Source organism: Archaeoglobus veneficus SNP6 (assembly GCF_000194625.1).
Classification (GTDB): domain Archaea; phylum Halobacteriota; class Archaeoglobi; order Archaeoglobales; family Archaeoglobaceae; genus Archaeoglobus_C; species Archaeoglobus_C veneficus.
Genome location: NC_015320.1, coordinates 1,056,606 through 1,073,975, shown reverse-complemented (window position 1 = coordinate 1,073,975; position 17,370 = coordinate 1,056,606). Strand labels below are relative to the sequence as shown.

Genomic DNA, 17,370 nt, shown 5'->3' with positions numbered 1-17,370 from the left:
CCTTCGAAAACTACCTGTTAACCACTCTTTCAACCGGAATATCCATTTCTTTGAGGAGTCTGAGACATTCCCCGACTTCTTTCTCTTCAAAAATGATTTCAGCTGAAAGTTGACCGGGAATGATACATTTGAACCCTTTTATTTCCTTAAGCCTGATTTCAAGCTCTTTCTTTTTCTCCTCATCGAGCCTGACACATATCACGATATATTTCATATATTATCACCCTGCATTACCTCTTTGTAGACACTTATCGTATTTCTCGCCGCTATTTCCCACGTAAAACACTCGAGAACTCTTCTTCTCGCATTTTTCCCCATCTTACGCCTTAGCTGTTCGTCATTCAGTAGTATGACGACAAATTTTGCTATGTCCTCCGGGTCGTAAGGGTTCACGTGGAATCCACAGACATTTTCCCCTGTCGGAACCACCTGTTCCTTCAATCCTGATGTGCCCCTTGCTCCCGCGACAACGGGTTTGCCCATGGCCATCGCTTCTGTACAGACTATGCCGAAGGGCTCGTACTTCGATGGAAAAACGACAACATCACTGGCAGCGTAGTATAGCATCCTTTCCTCCTCACTCACATACTTGAAGTGAGTTATAACGCTGTCTTGCAGTCCAAGAGAATTTATGAGCTGAACGAGCAGACTTTCCTGCTCGCCCTTGCCAAGTATAACGAGTTTTGCGTTGGGTACTTCTCTTAATATAATCGGCATTGCTCTGACGAGCGTATCTGCCCCCTTAACCCACGCGAGTCTACCGATGAACAGAATCATTGGACTGTTTTCAACGCCAATTTTCTTTCTAAACTCCCTCACTTCCTCTTCTGGAAATCTGTTCGGCCTATACTTCTCAGCATCGACGCCGTTATAGACCACACGAATCTTGTGCTCTGGATGGCCGAGACTCACAAGCTCGTCCCTCATCGCGTAGCTTACGGTGACTATCAGGTCTGCCTTCAGTCCGGCCATTCTCTCCACTTCTTTTACAGTCGGAGAACCGTCGCCTGTTCTACCCTGTTCTGTTGAGTGGAAATGGAAGACAAAGGGAATGTTCAAGTTCTTCTTGGTTATTATTCCCGCCACGGCAGCAAGCCAGTCGTGTGACACGATGATATCGAACTTTCTCCCATCTCTGGCCACAAGTCTGTTTATTAGTTTTGATGCAGACAGAAAGTTGTAGAGCAGAGTTTCGCCAAAGAACTCCTGAGCCTCGAGCGGCCACATCCTGATATCTTCAGGTATGTAAACGGGCAGGACATCGACAATGTCCATCAAGAGTGGGCGATGAACTTCTACACCCTGCCACACGTCTCTCGTTGGATCATCACCCGTATTGCGAGAAAAGACAGTAATGGTGTGGCCGAGTTTTACGAACTGCCTTGTTATCTCCATTGCATAGGTGCCAAGGCCTCCTCTGAAGAAAGGCGGGTATTCATCAACAAAGTACGTCATTCTCATGTATCACACCTCCAAACAGCAGTTCTCGTAAACATCGAGCATGCAGTCAGCAACGACCTTCCAGCGGAAGAAGTTCTCGACCTTTTCCCTCCCTCTCCTGCCGAGAACTCTAATTCCATACGGGTCGTTAATCACATAGTTTATTCCCCAGGCAATCGATTCTGGATTAACGTAAACCTTTATGCCGTCAACGAAGTTCTCGATATTCTCAGAGAGGCCCCCAACGTCGGTTGCTACGACGCACCTTTCGGCACTCCATGCTTCAAGGAGCACAAGCCCGAAAGGTTCGTTTCTGCTCGGAACCACTACGATGTCGCTTGCGTTGAGAAGTTTGATGAACTCCGAATCCGGCAGGTGACCGAGAAATTTTGTAGGTTGCCCGTTTGTTCTTTCTTCAAGCCACCTTCTCATATCTCCATCGCCAGCGAAGATGAACTCTACGTCTCTTCTATTACTCAAAACATGAGGAATTGCACCAACAAGCAAATCTGGCCCCTTCTGGTAAACAAGCCTTCCAGCAAAGAACACGAGGGGGTCATAAGGATGTACACCGTACTCCCTTTTGACTTCTTCCGGCTCCACATCAGCATAAAACTCTTCAGGGTTGACTCCATTTGGGACGACTGCTACCTTCGAGTCCGGGATATTGTACAACCACATGACCTCATTTTTGAGAGTGTTTGAAACCGTCGTGATCTTCTTGGCTATTAGCCCGGCGTACCACTCCTTACCGGAAATTTCTTTGAATTCCCACCAGTCACCAAATTTGTCTCCATTCCTTCCATACTCGGTGGAGTGATACGTGAAGACCGTATTTCTATCCCTTAGTATATGCATCGCTTCAACGACATGCCAGTCATGGAAGTGCAGGATGTCAAATTCCGGGCTGTCGAACTCCCAAAATCTTTCAACCATTTTAAGGCTCATATCTCGGCAGTAATCAACGATATTCTCTCCACGTGGATGACAGTAGTGGTAATTGACACCGTTAATCTCGCAGTCACCATCACCTCTTGTGAAGAAGTGAACCTCATGATTCTTTGCAAGATTTTCGGCAAGGTGTGTGGCTGCTCTTGCAAGCCCGCCAACTCTCTCGGAGTATAAGGACTCCCAGCAGAAGAAGCCTATTTTAAGAGTCTCCATAACTCACACCTTCTCTTTTCAACAACTTCTACCAGCCCATCTACTACATCCCCTTCCCTCCTAAGCTTACGAATCTCTTCTACAAGCCTTTTATCACACAGAACGTACTCTATCCACCTTTCAAAGTCCCCGTTCTCAAGATGAAACCTTATGGACTCCACCGGAATGGACCTCAAAAGCGAGGCAAAGTCATCGAGGCTGTATGCCGAACCTGCGTAATCACCAGAGAAGTGCCTGAAGTGAAAGGCTTTCTCTGGCGGAAGTGAGCGGAGAGCGATTGCTGCCTGCTTTGATTTCATCCTGCTCGAGCAACGCTCCTCGTAGTGTGATAAAACCCTCATATAAATTGAAAAAGCCTCGAAAGGATGGTGCTGGCTGAAGTAGTTGTGAACTTCTCCGCTCGAACCCTGCTTCGTTGCCATGTAATAGAAGTGGTCGCTGGTCTGGAGATACCTCCATATGACCGGATTGTAGTATTCAGCGTAAGCTTTCGCCCTTTTGACAGCTCTGAATGCTGTGCTCTGCATCCAGTTGCCGAGCCACGCCGAAGTGTCCTTCTCCACGTCTGCCCAGGATATCGTCTCGCTAACATCTATTTCGCCAACTGCCTGAAGCTCAGCCACTTCAGATGGCGTTGCAAATTCTATCCCTCTCTTCATGCACTCGTGGGGTAGCCATCTCAGGAAATCGAGAATGCCACTTTCCTTCCAGTGATGTTCTCCAAAAGTCTCGTAATCTACAAAGATGTTCACACAATCACCGGGCGTTGCAGCAAGCCAATCTGCGTACTTGTCGGCCGTCAGAGGATACTGATCCCACTCTCCACTGGAGAAACGGAACGCTATGTCATCGGAAAGTGTGTAGTTCCTCAGCAGAATTTTTATTCCGTTACAAGAATAAACGTAATTTGGACTCCTACCTTCGAGGAATCTCTCAGCACCCTCGGCAAACACTGCTTTGAAGCCTAATTCTTTCGCAACGGTAGCAATCATGCTGTCAAAAATTAACTCCGTGTTCTCAAATACCTCCGGCTTAACACCAAAGACATCCTTCATTAACTGAATGTGGAGCTTTACCTGTTCCTCGAACTCACTCCTTTCGCCGAAAAGACTCGCGATGCTGTGATAGTACGTCTGAGCAAGAATTTCAGCGTTTTTATGTTCTGCAGCCTGTCTGAAGAGCTCGAGTGTGTCACGGTTCCATCTTTCAAGCTGCTCAACAACTGTGCCTGAAAAGCTGAAAGCACATTTAAAGCCTGCATCGAGTCCCTCGAGAACTATCTGAGTTGCAGGCATGTAGCACTTCTCCACCACTCTCTGAAGAATCTCCCTATTAATACCGGCGAAGTAAGCATCCCTCAGGTTTCTTTTTCTCTTTGCAAACTCGGGATTGAACTGAAAGTCGATGCGGTAAGGCTGATGGACTTCAAAAGCAAAACAGACCTCAGACGTTTGCATTCACCTCATTTAAAACCTCTCCCACAAACCTGCAATCGTACATAGATTCATAGATGCTGTTGGGTACGTACAGTTTCGAGGTAACGATAATAGCCCTGTACGAGCTGAAAGGTGTCCAAAAAACTTTGAGGCTTTTGCATACAAGCTTCGCAAGGAGAGTGCAGCCCTTAACACCAAATCGAACTATTAGAAGCAATCTTTTCTCGTCTAACATAATTTCACCATTTAGTTCTTTTCTACTCCAGAATATTTAGCTTTTTCTTATCTTGTTGGGTAGTGTCAAGTTAACACCTCCAGTAGTTGTAGAAGGCCATAAAGCTCTCCAACCAGCTCTGTACAGAGACAAAAGAACTCCTGAATGGAAATCTGTTCCAGAACCTCTTCGTTCTCTCTTTAAACCTCGAAAAGAATCCTTCTACAGCATTTCTTCTACCAAACGTTTCATGCCTGTATCTCAGCCCTAACCTTTTCAAAGCCCACAGATACCAGAAACCTCTATCAACAACGATCTCTGGCTTGTTTTCGCAATGCTTGAGAACTTCTCTAAGGAAAACGTAAGCTTCAAAGCTTCCTCTTCCTCCAGAAGCCCATATAGCTAGGCATTCCATGGTATCAACGTCTATAGCAGCCCAAACAAAGATTTGTTTCTTTTCCAGTTTTATTTTTGTTTCATCTATCGCAACAAGTCTTCTTTTCTTCTTTTCTGGTTGTTTTAAGACTGTTTTGAGTCTATGGTAGTAAATCCTAACAGATTCGTGACTTATTTCTTCGAATAAAGATAGAAAATCACTTGTTTTTCTCAAAGAAAGGCCAAAGAAGTATAATAATGCTGCAAGTATTTTAAGTTCCACATCTTTCCTGTTCCTTCGAAAGACTTTTGTAGACTTGACGTAATCTACCAACTGGCTTAGCGCAGGCTGCATAAGTTGTATCTTAGTTATTTATTTTTTGTTATTTTGACACTGCCATCTTGTTGCTTCGAAATTATTTTGTTTAATGTAAGTTATTTATTATATAGTTAAAAAATAAGAAGTGAATTCATTCCCTGAGTATCTCGTAGTACATCCCGACTGGCTCATCCCAGCTCATTTCGTTGGCAAGAACGAAGGCTGTGGAGCACATCATCTTATCCTTCGCCCTGTCCCTGAGGAGCGCATCAATTATAATATGTAGACCGAACGCGTAGTCAGTAATAGTTTCGAGGTAACTCTGCTCGATGTTATCGACGAGGATAACTCCACCAAAGATTCCCTTTCTCCTCTGAAGCTCCTTAACAGCCCCGCTGAACCCACACGCCCTGCTTATCACCACCGGACACGCCTCGCTACACGCCTCGAGTGCAGTAAGGAGGAAAGGCTCGTACCTCGAAGGAAATATGCCTGCAACACAGCCCGCAGCGATCTCATCGATCGTCATCCCAAAGCCACCATCGTTTCTTCCGACCCACTGAGGGTATGGCATTGCACAAACCGCACGCTTCTTGAGGTTGCCTACGTCAATTTTCCTCTTTTCGACCATCTTCTTCAATCTTAGCTCATCTCCTACGAGTATTTCATCCGGCAGCTCAACAGGAAAACCTTCAGGAAGAGTAGATGGATCCTTATAGCCAAAAGCAGTAATCAGCAGGCAGAATACCTTAACTTCCTCAATCTCACCATTCTCAATCCTGTTGGTCAGAATTCTATCGAGTATGACGAGGGCATCCATAAGGTCGGGGTAGCCCTTGTTTTCGAGTTCGAGTCTCGATATGGTATATATCGGAATGATCTGCTCCTCCTCGAGTTCGATTCCGTTGTACCTGCTCAGCCTTGATACAATTGTGGAACGTATTCTGTTCAGGCACTCAGTCTTTTTTTCCCAGTCTATGATTTCGTTCGTTACTTCAATCCCATTTCTTATAACGAGGCCATCAATGCCGTAAAACAGCTTTGCCTCGGCTCTTGTCCCCTCGCTCACGAACGTTACTGTTTCTGCGTACTTCGCAAGCTTTTCGAGTTCGACGAGGCCGTGCTGGATGTTCGGAGGATATGTTGGGTCGCCCCTTCTTATCTTGTCAAAAACACCTACTCCGAGAGCTCTTCCAATTTTCGTTGCGTGGAACGTTGCAACGGTTTTTACAGGTATCTTCAGCTTTTCCAGCCTTGCGATAGCGTAAAAAACGGGATACTCGTGGCAGTGGAGGGAAACTTTGCCTGAGTCGAGTAATGCCTTTGTAAACTCCGAGACCGCATAACTCAGGTTCAAGTAGTGTGTGTACTCTCTGCCGTAGCTCGTCGCCTCGTACCGCAAAGAATCAAGACCAACGAGCCTGTAAGCTTCAGCCTTCACTGCATCGCTCAGGCGCATGTCCTGATTATCGTAGCGAACTATCCTGCCAAGGCAATGCTCAACGTTGAAGAGGACGTAGTTCACCTTTCCAATCTTTCCAGTAACGTAAGGAAGTCCAACGCGCTTTGCCGCCTCGTCTATCGCGCTACCTACAGCATCATCGAATTCTGCATGTGTTATTCTGTTCTTCGGACTCCAGTCCTGGCCAAGTCTCTCGAAATAAGGACCGACAACTATAATCTCTTCTGAAGCTATTTCGGCCATTTTCTTCGCTTCTGCATCGATTACGTTCCAAACCCCACCGAGTTTGTTCGATTTAGGCCCTGCTTCTTCCCCAGCAATAATTATAAACGTTCAAATCACCTCTATTTTTCTCCATTTTTGTAGTGTTTCAGCAGAAATTATAAAAAACTTCTCAATCATCTTCTCATCAGAAGATACAGTCATCCAAAACACTAGAAGTATCCTATCAGGTAGACATTGCCAACATGTACTCTTTTGAGGTGCTTTCTCGCCGCATTATAGCACCTTCTCACCTGCTCCCTCGGAGTTACAGGCATATCATTCAGCCTGTAGTCTGGATGAAAAACGAGCAGCGAATATGGAATGTGCTCGCTGAGAGATGCAATGAAACGGGCTATGTTCTCTACTTCATCCTCGTCAACGTAATACGGTACGAGCAGTGTTGTTGCGGAAAGGACATCTGGGTACTCTTCATATATTCTGACGAAATTCTCAAGAGTTCGCCTGTTGCTCCTCCCCGTGAGCAAAACATGCAGGTTGTCATTCCAGGCCTTTAAGTCGAACTTAACAGTTCCTCTGCTCTCGTAGCTGAGTTTTGCTGCTTTCAGCGCGAGTTTTGTATGTGCACCACCGTTCCACTCCCAGCACACCATGACATCCCTCCTCTTCAGAACCTCCTCGCTGAACCTGATGGCGAAGGGTAGCTGTGGCTCGGGTGAGCCGCCGAAGTGACATATGCACTTTATGCGCGGGTTCATTGCGCTTTCGACCATTTCATCAATTTCAACTACTTTGCCATGTTCTACGAGCTTGTGTTCCCAGTTCTGACAGTACAGGCAGTCGAAGCCGCAGCCATAGTAGAAGACCGCAAGATTCGTTCCGCTGAACTCGCTCGCTGCGCAGAACCAGGAGTTGCAGCAGTTCGTTGGGAGCGGGTCTTCGTAAGCGTGAAGTATCGCCTTCTTGCTGCTTACGAGGGATTTCCTTTTGCCGTCAACGACTCTCCTCAATCCACAGACGCCTGTAGAGCACTCATTTGAGCAGAGGCGGCAGATGGTCTTCCCTTTTCTCATAGTGTCGATTTCAGGATGTAAAAGTCTCGCATAATCCAGAGCTACTTCCGTTTTTGCACATTCCGGGCAGATCGGGATGGTTCCGCTGTAAATTCTACAACCGCAGACTTCACACTTCACAGATTACTTACGATAAGAAAGTATTAAAATGTTGACATATTTTCTCAATTCCTATGATTTAAAATTTTCAGACGGGATTGCGTAAAGTATGCATCGGGATGGAGTTCTAAAGCTATCTTGACTTTGAAATTATTAATCCAGGCTTTGAAAATAAAATTTTAGAACAAAATCAAAAGAACTATATACCCTATCAATTTCCACATCAGAGTTTATGGTGGAGTACATAAGGAAACAAAAAAGGCCAGAAACATGTGAAGATTGCAAATATTTCGAGCAATGTATCACCGGAAAAAGGAAGAAGTGTGTTTACGAGCAATGAATTCCACCACGAGTTTTGCTGCAAGAATTTGTGTTACCTTTTCTGAATCCGGAACCACTTCAACTACATCCATCCCGACAATTCTGTCTGCAAACTTTTCCAGAAATGCGAGGTAGTCGAAGGGTGTTATACCAAAAGGCTCCGGCGTGGAAACACCCGGAGCGTATGCTGGATCGAAAGCATCCACATCTACAGAGAGATACACTCTGTCCGAAATTTCACCTTCTATCTCTTTGAGAATCGCGGCCATTCCCTTTTTGATCACATCGAAAGAAGTGTAGAATTTTATCCCTCCCTCCTCCGCAAATTGCAATTCTTCTTCCGTGCAGCTCCGGACGCCTATTAGAATGAGTTTGTGGCCAAGCTCGTATACTCTCCTCGACGTACAAGCGTGGTTAAAGGGATTACCGTCGAATTTATCTCTTAAATCGAAGTGCGCATCGAAAACAACGAAGCAAACTTCTTCGAAGTTCTTAGCGCATGCGTAGCTTACGGTGTGCTCCCCACCAAGGGCGATGGGAATGCCCGACAGACCGCTCATGAACTCCTCTACCCTCGAGGCTACAGCTTCAAAGTCCCCATCGACATTGATGTTGCCCGCATCGCATATCTTTGCTCTGTAAAGTGAAAAGCGGGAAAAGAGGGAAAAATCTTCGAGGTTCCAGCTTGCCTCCCTTATGGCGTTGGGGGCAAAGCGGGAACCGGGCTTAAATGATTGCGTAGCGTCGTATGGAATTCCAAATACTACGAATTCCGCTTCGTCAATATTTGAATTGGAGCACGCAAAAAAAGAATCTATGTGCATGACTTCTCTCTTGTTACTTCTCGATCTTTCTCTTGCCGAGGGACTCGATGTAGAATATTTCCTTGCCCGGCTCGAGTTCTACACCCTCTGGAACGGTCAGCTCGAATGTTTCATATGTCGTGAGGTCCATGAGCTGGGCTACGTTGCCGACGACGCTTATTACCTGAGCCCTCTTTCTTTCAACGATAGGAATGTAGATCTTCGCAGTAACGGGCTGCACGATGCTCCTCTTCTGCCCATCAAAAATTCCTACAGCGTCTATTCTCGCCTTAGCCGCTCCGTGTTTACCGGGTTTGCTGACGGATATGCTCAGAATCTCACACGGCTCATCGTCTATGATAACATAACCGCCCTCTCTGAGCTGTCTCACTTCTGCCTGCTGCTTCATTTTAACCACCTCTTTTTCCAGCCCCTTCGAGTAAATTTAAAGGTTTTGGATTTTGGAGGAATTATTATTAACACCTTTGCCAGCCATTTACCAAAAGTATCATAAAGAGTTTTCCCAAAGTGAGGCGTGTTGACACCTGAGGAAGAGTGGGGCAATCTATGCAGAAAAATTCTGTGCTCCTTCGAACTTCTCAGACACGTTCTGAGGGAGAAAGCCGAATGCAGTGAAGACTTCATCACTATATTTGATCCACCGTACACGCTCGAACTTTTCAGAAAAGAGGAGATAATCGTCCTGAGGGCCAACGGAGAAGAACTCGCCATTCTGAGACCAGATGGGATTGAGGTTATTGCTGCAAGCGAGGGGGACATTGAGGTGCTCAGAGAGTGGTGCGTTGCCCTGACAGCGCTTACATTCAGAAGATACATCACCAGAACGAAAAGAAAAAAGACCGATTAGCCTGCTGTTGGATTTTACGAAACTCTTAAATATTGTCCTGAAGAATGGACAAAAAAATGCGGCGAACCGTTAAGGATTTGCTAATAGAGATTAAGGACACCTCGGAGGTTATTGTCGATCTTGCCTATTCTGCAATCCTTTTCGACAACGAGGATATAGCGGAGGAAGTTCTTGACCTCGAAAACCGGATGAACAGTCTGCTGAAGCAGATCAGGATAGTCTCGATACTCGCAGCGAGGAGGGTTGACGAAGCGGAATCAGTTTCGACAGTTCTACAGATTGCAAACGCAAGCCAGAAAATAAGCAACGCCGCAGGAGACATAGCAATTCTCGTCCTGCGCGGATTTCAGCTTCCGAAGGACATGGTAAAGATAGCCCTCCTGAAAAGCGAAGAGACTGTCGCAAAGGCAACAGTATCCGAAGTGTCCGAGCTTGCAGGGAAAACGCTCGGAGAGGCGAGGCTGCACACCTTAACAGGAATGAAAGTCATCGCGATAAGAAGAGGCTACGAGTGGATATTCGACCCCGACAGAGACACGAAGATCTACAAGGGAGATACGCTCTTCGCGAAAGGAGACATATCGGGAGTTCCGAAGTTTTTTAAGTTCGTGACAGGGGAGGAAAGAAAAATCGATGAAACTGAACCAGAACTGGAAGTTGAAGATCTCGACAGGGCTGTTGACATTCTCATAGAGATGAAGAACCTATCCGAGCTTGCTGTCGATCTGAGCTACCTTTCACTGCTCTACTACAACGACGAGATTGCGCAGGAGGTAGGGTACATAGAGGAGAAAGTCGACAACATGAAGTACGAACTCCAGCACTGGGTTCTCGAAAGCTCGAAGCACTTCAAGGGTGAGGAGCTCAAACCTCTTGTTGCGCTCCTTGACATCGCGTACGCGAGTGAAACGATTGCCGACTCAGCGAAGGAAATAGCTCAGATAGTCATCGAGAAGATGGAGATTCACCCTATATTCAAGGAGGCTATGAGGGAAGCGGACGAAATAATTACGATAGTAGAGGTAACGAGGCAATCGAGCCTCGACGGCAAGACACTCGGAGAGGCAAAAGTCGAAACGAATACTGGAATGCACGTGGTTGCAATCAAGAGAGGACACAGGTGGATTACCCACCCAACTGCCTCGACGAAAATTCAGTCCGGTGATTTGCTGATTGTGAAGGGGACGAGAGAAGGGGAGCAGCTTCTGCGCCGCCTCTGCGCTGCGAAGGCGCAGAAGGTAAGGTGAAAAATCAGTCCATTTTTCTGAGCATTTCTGTTATTCTCTTTATTCTGTTGGGAATTTTAAAAAACCTGGCTGGAAATCCTGACTTCTCAAATACCAGCTTACTTCCCGGTGGAATCTCCACTATTCTATGACCGTCGGCTATTGCAAGGCACGGCCTGTTGTGAATCGTAACTTCCACCGTTCTACTCGCATCGACGACCCAAGGCTTCCAGCCGAGCTTGAAGGGTGCAACCGGGACGACAAGGACGCAATACATGCGGGGATCGATTATGGGGCCGCCCGTTGACAATGCGTAGGCTGTTGAGCCAATTGGTGTCGATATAAGTAAACCATCACCCCTCATCTTTTCAATTTCAATACCGTCAACGCATACCGTAAACTCCACGAGCCTTGCTGGTACAGCTGTCAGTAGGGCGATTTCATTGAGGGCTATCAGCCTCTCTCCGTTGGTGCATTCGATGCGCATGAACTCCTCGATGTTCATATCCTCAATAGCTTTTCCAAGTTTCTCCTTGAAGTCCTCCGGAGATGCATGGGTCAGCAACCCAACCTTTCCGGTATTCACTCCGAAAATTGGAGGGCATTCGTCGAGCATCTGCAGGGTTCTGAGAATCGTTCCGTCCCCACCAACGCTCACGATGAAGTTATAGTTCTCAAGCTCCTTAGACTGTTCACAGACTTCTGCCTCCACGTTGAGGCTGAGCAGGAACTCCTTAACGCTCTCCGCAACATCCAGTGAGTCCGGCTTGTAAACTACCGCTGCCTTCATTTCGAATCCCAGCCTTTAAGAACTTCAAGCAGTTTTGGATGCAGCTTTTCGTTCGCAACTACGAGTCTAAAGCGTTCATCCATTGTAAACCTTTTGTTCCCGATGTCGTTTCCTCTGTCGTCTGTAACGATTGCTCCGGCCTTTTTAGCTATGAACAGTGATGCGGCAACATCGTAAACTCTCAGCAGACCTTTTCCGGCACCTTTCCTTATATCTATAAAGCAGTCGAACGAGCCATCAGCAACAAAACATATCTCGAGAGCTGCACTGCCGAAGATCCTTATTCTTTTAAAACCGTACTCCCTCCGGGGATAGTACATTATCGCGTTGCATCGCAGCGAGTCGCTATCCGAGACGGTAATGGGTTCGCCATCCTTATACGCCTTTTCGTCGGCCCAGTACTCAACCCCAGTTGCGAGATTTATCACATAGCCGAAGAATGTGTCCTCAATCTTCTCACCTCTCGAGAAGCAAAGAGCAACGGAGTATATCGGAACGCCCTTGGCTGCGTTGAACGTTCCGTCTACGGGGTCGAGGGCAACGATTACTTCACCATCTCCAACGACTCCCGATTCTTCTGTTATAACTCTGACGTCGTAGTCTTTCAACACCGCAAGTGCGGCATCTTCCGCAATTCTATCAATCCTCTTTGTTGGCGTTCCATCTTTCCCCATTCCAACCTCTATTCCTGCCTCTTTACTTCCAGCGATAGGAAGAACAGCTTTTCTTACTTCTTCGGCAACGTGGCGGGAAATTTCAAGTGCTTCACTGCTACGCATGGATAAAAAAAGAAGGTACTAAAGATAGATTTTACTCTACATCGAGTCCGAACCTCGCGGCATTCTCGTCTGCTATGCGCTGAATTTCCTCTATTATCTCATGACCCTTCGGGTGCTTGAACAGGTGTCTGAACCTCTTCTGCGGTTTGAGATACTCTTCAACGGGCTTTCTCTTCTTTATCTTTCTGACCCTGACCAGCTTTCCGTTTTCGTACTCCACAAGCGGATATAATCCTGTTTCCACAGCAAGCCTTGCAATCGGAATTGCCAGTTTACCCTCAATACCCCATCCTGTAACACAGGTTGAGTGAATCTGGATGTACTTTGGTCCCTCGAACTCCATCGCCCTCTTTGCCTTTCTTCTGATATCTTTCGGATATGCTACACTCGCTGTTGCCACGTAGGGCACTTTGTGGGCGAGAGCTATTGCGACCATGTCTTTCTTGGGCCCCGGCTTTCCGGGCATCAACTTTCCAGCCGGACAGGTTGTGGTGTTGCTCCCAGTTGGCGTAAGGCCGCTCTGCTGGTTGCCGGTGTTCTGGTATGCCTCGTTGTCAAGGCAGATGTAGAGGACGTCATGACCTCTATCGAACATGCCGGAAAGCGGGCCGATACCTATATCAGCCGTAGCACCATCTCCCGCAAAGACTACAACAGGCCCTTCATCCGTTCTACCCAGGGCTTTCAGAGCAGCCTCTATGCCAGCGGCAACGGCAGCAGCATTCTCGAAGAGAGAGTGTATGTATGGCACGCCCCACGCGCTCTTTCCATACTGCGAACTGATAATCTCAAGACATCCAGTTGAGTTGGCAACGAAGCACGGGCCTATTGCCTCAAGGACGTTCTTAACTGCAATCGGCAGCCCGCATCCCGGGCACGCTCCATGACCTGAACCAAAATACTTCACACTATCACCTCTTCATAGTCCTTGAGTCCTCTAAAGTGCATACCCGGCTCAACCTTGCCATCAATTACCTCTTCAATGCTCTTCTTTACAAGATCTCTCGGCACATCCCTTCCACCAAGGCCAACTACGAGGGAGTATACGTCTATATCCAACTTCTGTATCGCTGACTTCACGTCGAGAGTTACGGGAGGTTCGCTGCCAAGCGACAGGCTGCGCTCGAAAACGATAACTTTGCTCGCACCACTCAGAGCTTTTCTTAGCTCATCTGCCGGGAAGGGGCGGAAGGTTCTGAGCTTTATCAGGTCAACAGACTTTCCATCCTTTCTCAGCTCATCCACCACATCCCTCACGAGGCCAACCAAAGAACCCATTGCAATCACGTAAACTTCTGCGCCCTCCCCACTGTTGGCAATATGTCCTCCCCAGTTCCTTCCGCTGACTTCTGCCCATTCTTTGAACACCTCATCCATAACTTTTCGCGCCCTCTCCATTGCGTTATGCATTGCAGCGCGAAACTCCATGTACGTGGCGGGTGTTGCGTAGCTGCCGAAGGTTAGCGGGTCTTTTGTCGTGAGTTTCACCGGCGGGTCGTAGGGCGGAAGGAACGAATCAACGAGTTCCTGACTGAGCAAATCGACAGGCTCATATGCATGCGTGAGCTTGTATCCGTCCATACAGACCATGAAGGGAAGCATTACACGGCGGTCTTCAGCCACCTTGAAGGCCTGTGGTATCATATCGTGGACTTCCTGATTGTTCTCCACGTAAACCTGGATTATGCCCGCGTCACGCATAGCCATGCTGTCCTGGTGGTCGTTCCATATGCTCAGTGGAGCAGACAACGAACGGTTGGCATTTACGATGACAATTGGTAGCCTCATACCGGCAGCGTTCCACAGTACTTCGCTCATCAGAATGAGGCCCTGAGAGCATGTTGCTGTGAACGTCCTCGCTCCCGCTGCAGAAGCACCAACGAGGATTGACGCAGATCCAAACTCAGATTCTGCTGTGATGTACTCACAGTCGCCAAGCTCACCGTTGGCGTACATCTCGGCAAGCCTTTCAACAATCTCGGTCTGTGGAGTTATTGGATACGCACATATCACGTTGGGTTTGCAGAGTTTGACACTGTACGCTACGGAATAGAAACCTCTTACCACCTTCATCATTTCAGCTCACCCTTATATATGTCCTTAAGTTCCATCCTGATGGCTTCAGCCGGACACACCACGCTGCAAGTTCCGCACCCCTTGCAGTAATCGTAGTTAACCTTTGCAACTTTCTTTTTCTTCTTCTTGTTCTCTCCGCTATTCTCGTTATTTCCCTCTCTTTCAACGAGCTCAATACAGAGGTCAGGGCAGAACGTCTCACACTCCCCGCAACCAATGCACTTTTCCTCGTCTATTACTGGGTATTCTGCACCCCAGTCACCCGTTTTTATCTTGAGTGATTCAAGGGGCCTCGAAACTGCCCCGAGGCTTATCCTGATCTTCATGATATCTCCTCCTTGCGCTTTTCCATCTCCTTGTAGGCGATTTCAACGAGCGTGGCGTTTTTTTCGGCAATTGCCGGATTTTTAAACCATTCGACAATTGTCTCTTTTAAAGTTTCGAGTTTGACGAGCCCTGTTATGCCTGCGAAAGCCCCTACCATCACCGTATTCGTTATAGGCCTCCCGAGGTACTCTATTGCGAGTTTTGTGGCGTTTATTGCAACAGCCTTTACGCCGAGTAACTCTCTGACTTTCTCCTCACTGGGATAATTGGCTATCACCATCCCGTTCTCTTTCAGGCCAGCTACAACGTTTACAGATTCCATCACTGTCGGATCAAGAACGACGACGTAATCGGGGTTGTAAATTTCGTCCCTCAGCACTATTGGCTTATCAGATACCCTCAGGAAAGACGCAACAGGAGTTCCACGCTTTTCCGCCCCAAAGGTTGGGAACGAGAGTGTGTAATAACCTTCTTTAAAAGCTGCAACTGCTAAGACATCTGCCGATGTAACGACTCCCTGTCCTCCTCTTCCGTGGAATCTTACCTCCAGTAAAATAAATATCCCCCCGAATGCTTTTGCTGCAGATGTCGAGGTGTAGTTAATAAAGTTTATCATTGTTTATCCTAACAATAGCCTCACAGGGGCTTTTTCAATGATTATTCGTGCTAAAATCTGCAAGAAGTACAAATAAGGTGACAGTGTCAAGATTAGAAAAATATGGACTTCTCTGTCTCAGTATTCATCCTCTTCAAAATAGTAGTCTTCGTCGAACTCCTCGTCAAGTTCCTCTTCTTCGCCTTTCTCTTCCTGCGCAAGCTCTTCTATGCTGAACTCCTCATTTGTATCGAGAAGAAGGAATTTCCCATCTTGGTATATCATAATACAATTGCAGAGCTTGCACTGGACTTCCATGCCTTTGTAAAGGTCGTTAAGCACAATCTCCTCTCCACAGGACGGGCATCGAATTAACTTTATCATATCTTCGGAAGCTCAACCGTATCAATTTAAGCTTTTCCCATGGAGAGAGCGAAAGAGTTTTTTAATCCGCTACCCTACTGCAGCCATGAAATCCTCGAGGATTCCCGGGTTCTACAAGCTCAGCATTGAGGAAAGGCTCGAAAAGGTTGCTGAGTTTGCCGACTTGAGTGATGAGGAAAAAGAGCTTGCGTTGAAGAATGGTGCTCTATCTCTCGACATTGCAGACAGAATGATTGAGAACGTAATCGGCACCTTCGAGCTTCCCTTGGGCATAGCCACGAATTTTCTCATCGACGGAAAGGACTACCTGATACCCATGGCAATTGAGGAGCCAAGTGTCGTCGCTGCAGCGAGCAACGCTGCAAAAATGGCGAGGGTGAAGGGTGGATTTGTTACGCAGGCAACTCCGCCAGTCATGATAGGCCAGATTCAGGTGGTAAGGCTTCCAGACCCTTTTGCTGCAAAGATTGAAGTGCTGAGACACAAGGATGAAATAATCCAGAAAGCCAACGAGCAGGACTCTATTCTCGTAAAACTCGGCGGTGGATGTAAAGATATAGAGGCAAGGGTCATCGACACAATCGTTGGCCCGATGCTAATCGTGCACCTCCTCGTAGACGTCAGGGATGCGATGGGTGCAAACGCCGTAAACACGATGGCCGAAGCCGTAGCTCCGATAATTGAGCGCGTTACGGGAGGAAAGGTCAGGCTGAGGATAATCTCGAATCTCGCAACGTACAGGCTCGCGAGAGCAAAGGCTGTGTTCGACAAGGACGCTATAGGAGGAGAAGAGGTCGTTGATGGCATAATCGAGGCCTACGCCTTTGCAAAAGCCGATCCATATAGATGCGCAACACACAACAAGGGGATAATGAACGGTGTTTCGGCGGTCGTTATCGCCACAGGCAACGATTTCAGGGCGGTTGAAGCAGGAGCACACTCTTACGCAGCCCTCGGTGGTTACAAGCCTCTCACGACCTACGAAAAGAACGAGGACGGTGATTTAGTAGGTACAATAGAGCTGCCCGTAGCAGTTGGAATTGTAGGAGGAGCTACTTCCGTTAATCCGATGGCGAGGGTATGCCTGAAGATACTGGGTGTTAAAACGGCCGAAGAGCTATCGAGAGTCATTGCAGCGGTTGGTTTGGCGCAGAACTTTGCAGCGTTGAGGGCGCTTGCAACAGAAGGAATACAGCGCGGTCACATGGAGCTTCATGCAAGGAACATGGCCATATCCGTTGGAGCAGTCGGCGAGGAAATAGACAAGGTCGTTGAGATACTTGTGAAGGAAAGAAAAATAAAAATGGACTACGCAAAGGAAGTTCTGGAGAAGATTCGCTCAGGTGGGCTTTGATTGTAGTCTATCAATTTATTTTCTCTTGTTTTGACTTTTTCTT

20 protein-coding genes are annotated in these 17,370 nt (G+C 47.3%); 3 read left to right on the top strand and 17 right to left on the bottom strand.

Going from position 1 to position 17,370, the window contains the following annotated elements; genetic code table 11:
• Positions 1-10 precede the first annotated feature (10 nt).
• From ARCVE_RS06085 to eif5A, 10 genes are all read right to left on the bottom strand, one after another.
• Positions 11-214, bottom strand: a complete 204-nt coding sequence (locus tag ARCVE_RS06085) for a hypothetical protein (RefSeq protein ID WP_013683891.1) — start codon at positions 212-214, stop codon at positions 11-13.
• Entirely contained in the window at positions 211-1,461 is a 1,251-nt protein-coding gene (locus ARCVE_RS06080) for a glycosyltransferase family 4 protein (RefSeq protein WP_013683890.1), read from the bottom strand. The genes ARCVE_RS06085 and ARCVE_RS06080 overlap by 4 nt, the downstream gene beginning before the upstream one ends.
• 3 nt (positions 1,462-1,464) lie before the next feature.
• Complete coding sequence (locus ARCVE_RS06075; RefSeq protein WP_013683889.1) at positions 1,465-2,604, bottom strand: glycosyltransferase family 4 protein; 1,140 nt, start codon at positions 2,602-2,604, stop codon at positions 1,465-1,467.
• The gene (locus ARCVE_RS06070; RefSeq protein ID WP_013683888.1) at positions 2,586-4,061 is read right to left on the bottom strand and encodes a glycoside hydrolase family 57 protein; all 1,476 of its coding nucleotides are present in this window, start codon (positions 4,059-4,061) and stop codon (positions 2,586-2,588) included. The genes ARCVE_RS06075 and ARCVE_RS06070 overlap by 19 nt, the downstream gene beginning before the upstream one ends.
• On the bottom strand, positions 4,048-4,275 hold the full coding sequence (locus ARCVE_RS06065; RefSeq protein WP_013683887.1) for a hypothetical protein: 228 nt from the start codon (positions 4,273-4,275) through the stop codon (positions 4,048-4,050). Before ARCVE_RS06065 ends, ARCVE_RS06070 begins: the two co-directional genes overlap by 14 nt.
• Before the next feature lie 70 nt (positions 4,276-4,345).
• Positions 4,346-4,984 (bottom strand): IS6 family transposase, encoded by a 639-nt coding sequence (locus tag ARCVE_RS06060; protein WP_013682893.1) that lies wholly within the window; start codon positions 4,982-4,984, stop codon positions 4,346-4,348.
• Between the two features lie 115 nt (positions 4,985-5,099).
• Positions 5,100-6,731, bottom strand: coding sequence for a hypothetical protein (locus ARCVE_RS06055; protein WP_269479068.1), 1,632 nt, complete (start codon positions 6,729-6,731; stop codon positions 5,100-5,102).
• Positions 6,732-6,844: 113 nt separating this feature from the next.
• Positions 6,845-7,825 (bottom strand): radical SAM protein, encoded by a 981-nt coding sequence (locus ARCVE_RS06050; protein ID WP_013683885.1) that lies wholly within the window; start codon positions 7,823-7,825, stop codon positions 6,845-6,847.
• 281 nt (positions 7,826-8,106) lie between these two features.
• Positions 8,107-8,949: an agmatinase gene (gene speB / locus ARCVE_RS06045; protein WP_013683884.1), complete on the bottom strand. Its 843-nt coding sequence runs from the start codon at positions 8,947-8,949 to the stop codon at positions 8,107-8,109.
• 13 nt (positions 8,950-8,962) lie between these two features.
• Positions 8,963-9,337 carry a translation initiation factor IF-5A gene (eif5A, locus tag ARCVE_RS06040; protein WP_013683883.1) on the bottom strand — a complete coding sequence of 125 codons (375 nt, stop codon included), beginning with the start codon at positions 9,335-9,337 and terminating at the stop codon, positions 8,963-8,965.
• Between the two features lie 126 nt (positions 9,338-9,463).
• Between eif5A and ARCVE_RS06035 the strand changes: the two genes are divergently transcribed.
• The gene (locus ARCVE_RS06035) at positions 9,464-9,796 is read left to right on the top strand and encodes a hypothetical protein (protein ID WP_013683882.1); all 333 of its coding nucleotides are present in this window, start codon (positions 9,464-9,466) and stop codon (positions 9,794-9,796) included.
• Positions 9,797-9,852: 56 nt separating this feature from the next.
• Positions 9,853-11,043 (top strand): potassium channel family protein, encoded by a 1,191-nt coding sequence (locus tag ARCVE_RS06030; RefSeq protein WP_052302993.1) that lies wholly within the window; start codon positions 9,853-9,855, stop codon positions 11,041-11,043.
• 4 nt (positions 11,044-11,047) lie between these two features.
• Here ARCVE_RS06030 and ARCVE_RS06025 read toward each other — a convergent pair whose 3' ends face one another.
• The 7 genes from ARCVE_RS06025 to ARCVE_RS05995 all read right to left on the bottom strand — a co-directional run bounded on the left by ARCVE_RS06025 (position 11,048) and on the right by ARCVE_RS05995 (position 15,973).
• On the bottom strand, positions 11,048-11,812 hold the full coding sequence (locus ARCVE_RS06025) for an NAD(+)/NADH kinase (RefSeq protein WP_013683880.1): 765 nt from the start codon (positions 11,810-11,812) through the stop codon (positions 11,048-11,050).
• Positions 11,809-12,591 carry an inositol monophosphatase family protein gene (locus tag ARCVE_RS06020; RefSeq protein ID WP_013683879.1) on the bottom strand — a complete coding sequence of 261 codons (783 nt, stop codon included), beginning with the start codon at positions 12,589-12,591 and terminating at the stop codon, positions 11,809-11,811. The genes ARCVE_RS06025 and ARCVE_RS06020 overlap by 4 nt, the downstream gene beginning before the upstream one ends.
• Positions 12,592-12,622: 31 nt before the next feature.
• Positions 12,623-13,498: a thiamine pyrophosphate-dependent enzyme gene (locus ARCVE_RS06015; RefSeq protein ID WP_013683878.1), complete on the bottom strand. Its 876-nt coding sequence runs from the start codon at positions 13,496-13,498 to the stop codon at positions 12,623-12,625.
• Entirely contained in the window at positions 13,495-14,667 is a 1,173-nt protein-coding gene (locus ARCVE_RS06010; RefSeq protein WP_013683877.1) for a transketolase C-terminal domain-containing protein, read from the bottom strand. The genes ARCVE_RS06015 and ARCVE_RS06010 overlap by 4 nt, the downstream gene beginning before the upstream one ends.
• Entirely contained in the window at positions 14,664-14,993 is a 330-nt protein-coding gene (locus ARCVE_RS06005; protein ID WP_013683876.1) for a 4Fe-4S binding protein, read from the bottom strand. Before ARCVE_RS06005 ends, ARCVE_RS06010 begins: the two co-directional genes overlap by 4 nt.
• Positions 14,990-15,610 (bottom strand): pyruvate ferredoxin oxidoreductase subunit gamma, encoded by a 621-nt coding sequence (locus tag ARCVE_RS06000; protein WP_013683875.1) that lies wholly within the window; start codon positions 15,608-15,610, stop codon positions 14,990-14,992. Before ARCVE_RS06000 ends, ARCVE_RS06005 begins: the two co-directional genes overlap by 4 nt.
• A gap of 117 nt (positions 15,611-15,727) precedes the next feature.
• The gene (locus tag ARCVE_RS05995; protein ID WP_013683874.1) at positions 15,728-15,973 is read right to left on the bottom strand and encodes a hypothetical protein; all 246 of its coding nucleotides are present in this window, start codon (positions 15,971-15,973) and stop codon (positions 15,728-15,730) included.
• A gap of 85 nt (positions 15,974-16,058) precedes the next feature.
• On the opposite strand from ARCVE_RS05995, the gene ARCVE_RS05990 reads away from it, so the two are divergent.
• Positions 16,059-17,327: a hydroxymethylglutaryl-CoA reductase, degradative gene (locus ARCVE_RS05990; protein ID WP_013683873.1), complete on the top strand. Its 1,269-nt coding sequence runs from the start codon at positions 16,059-16,061 to the stop codon at positions 17,325-17,327.
• Positions 17,328-17,370: the final 43 nt, after the last annotated feature.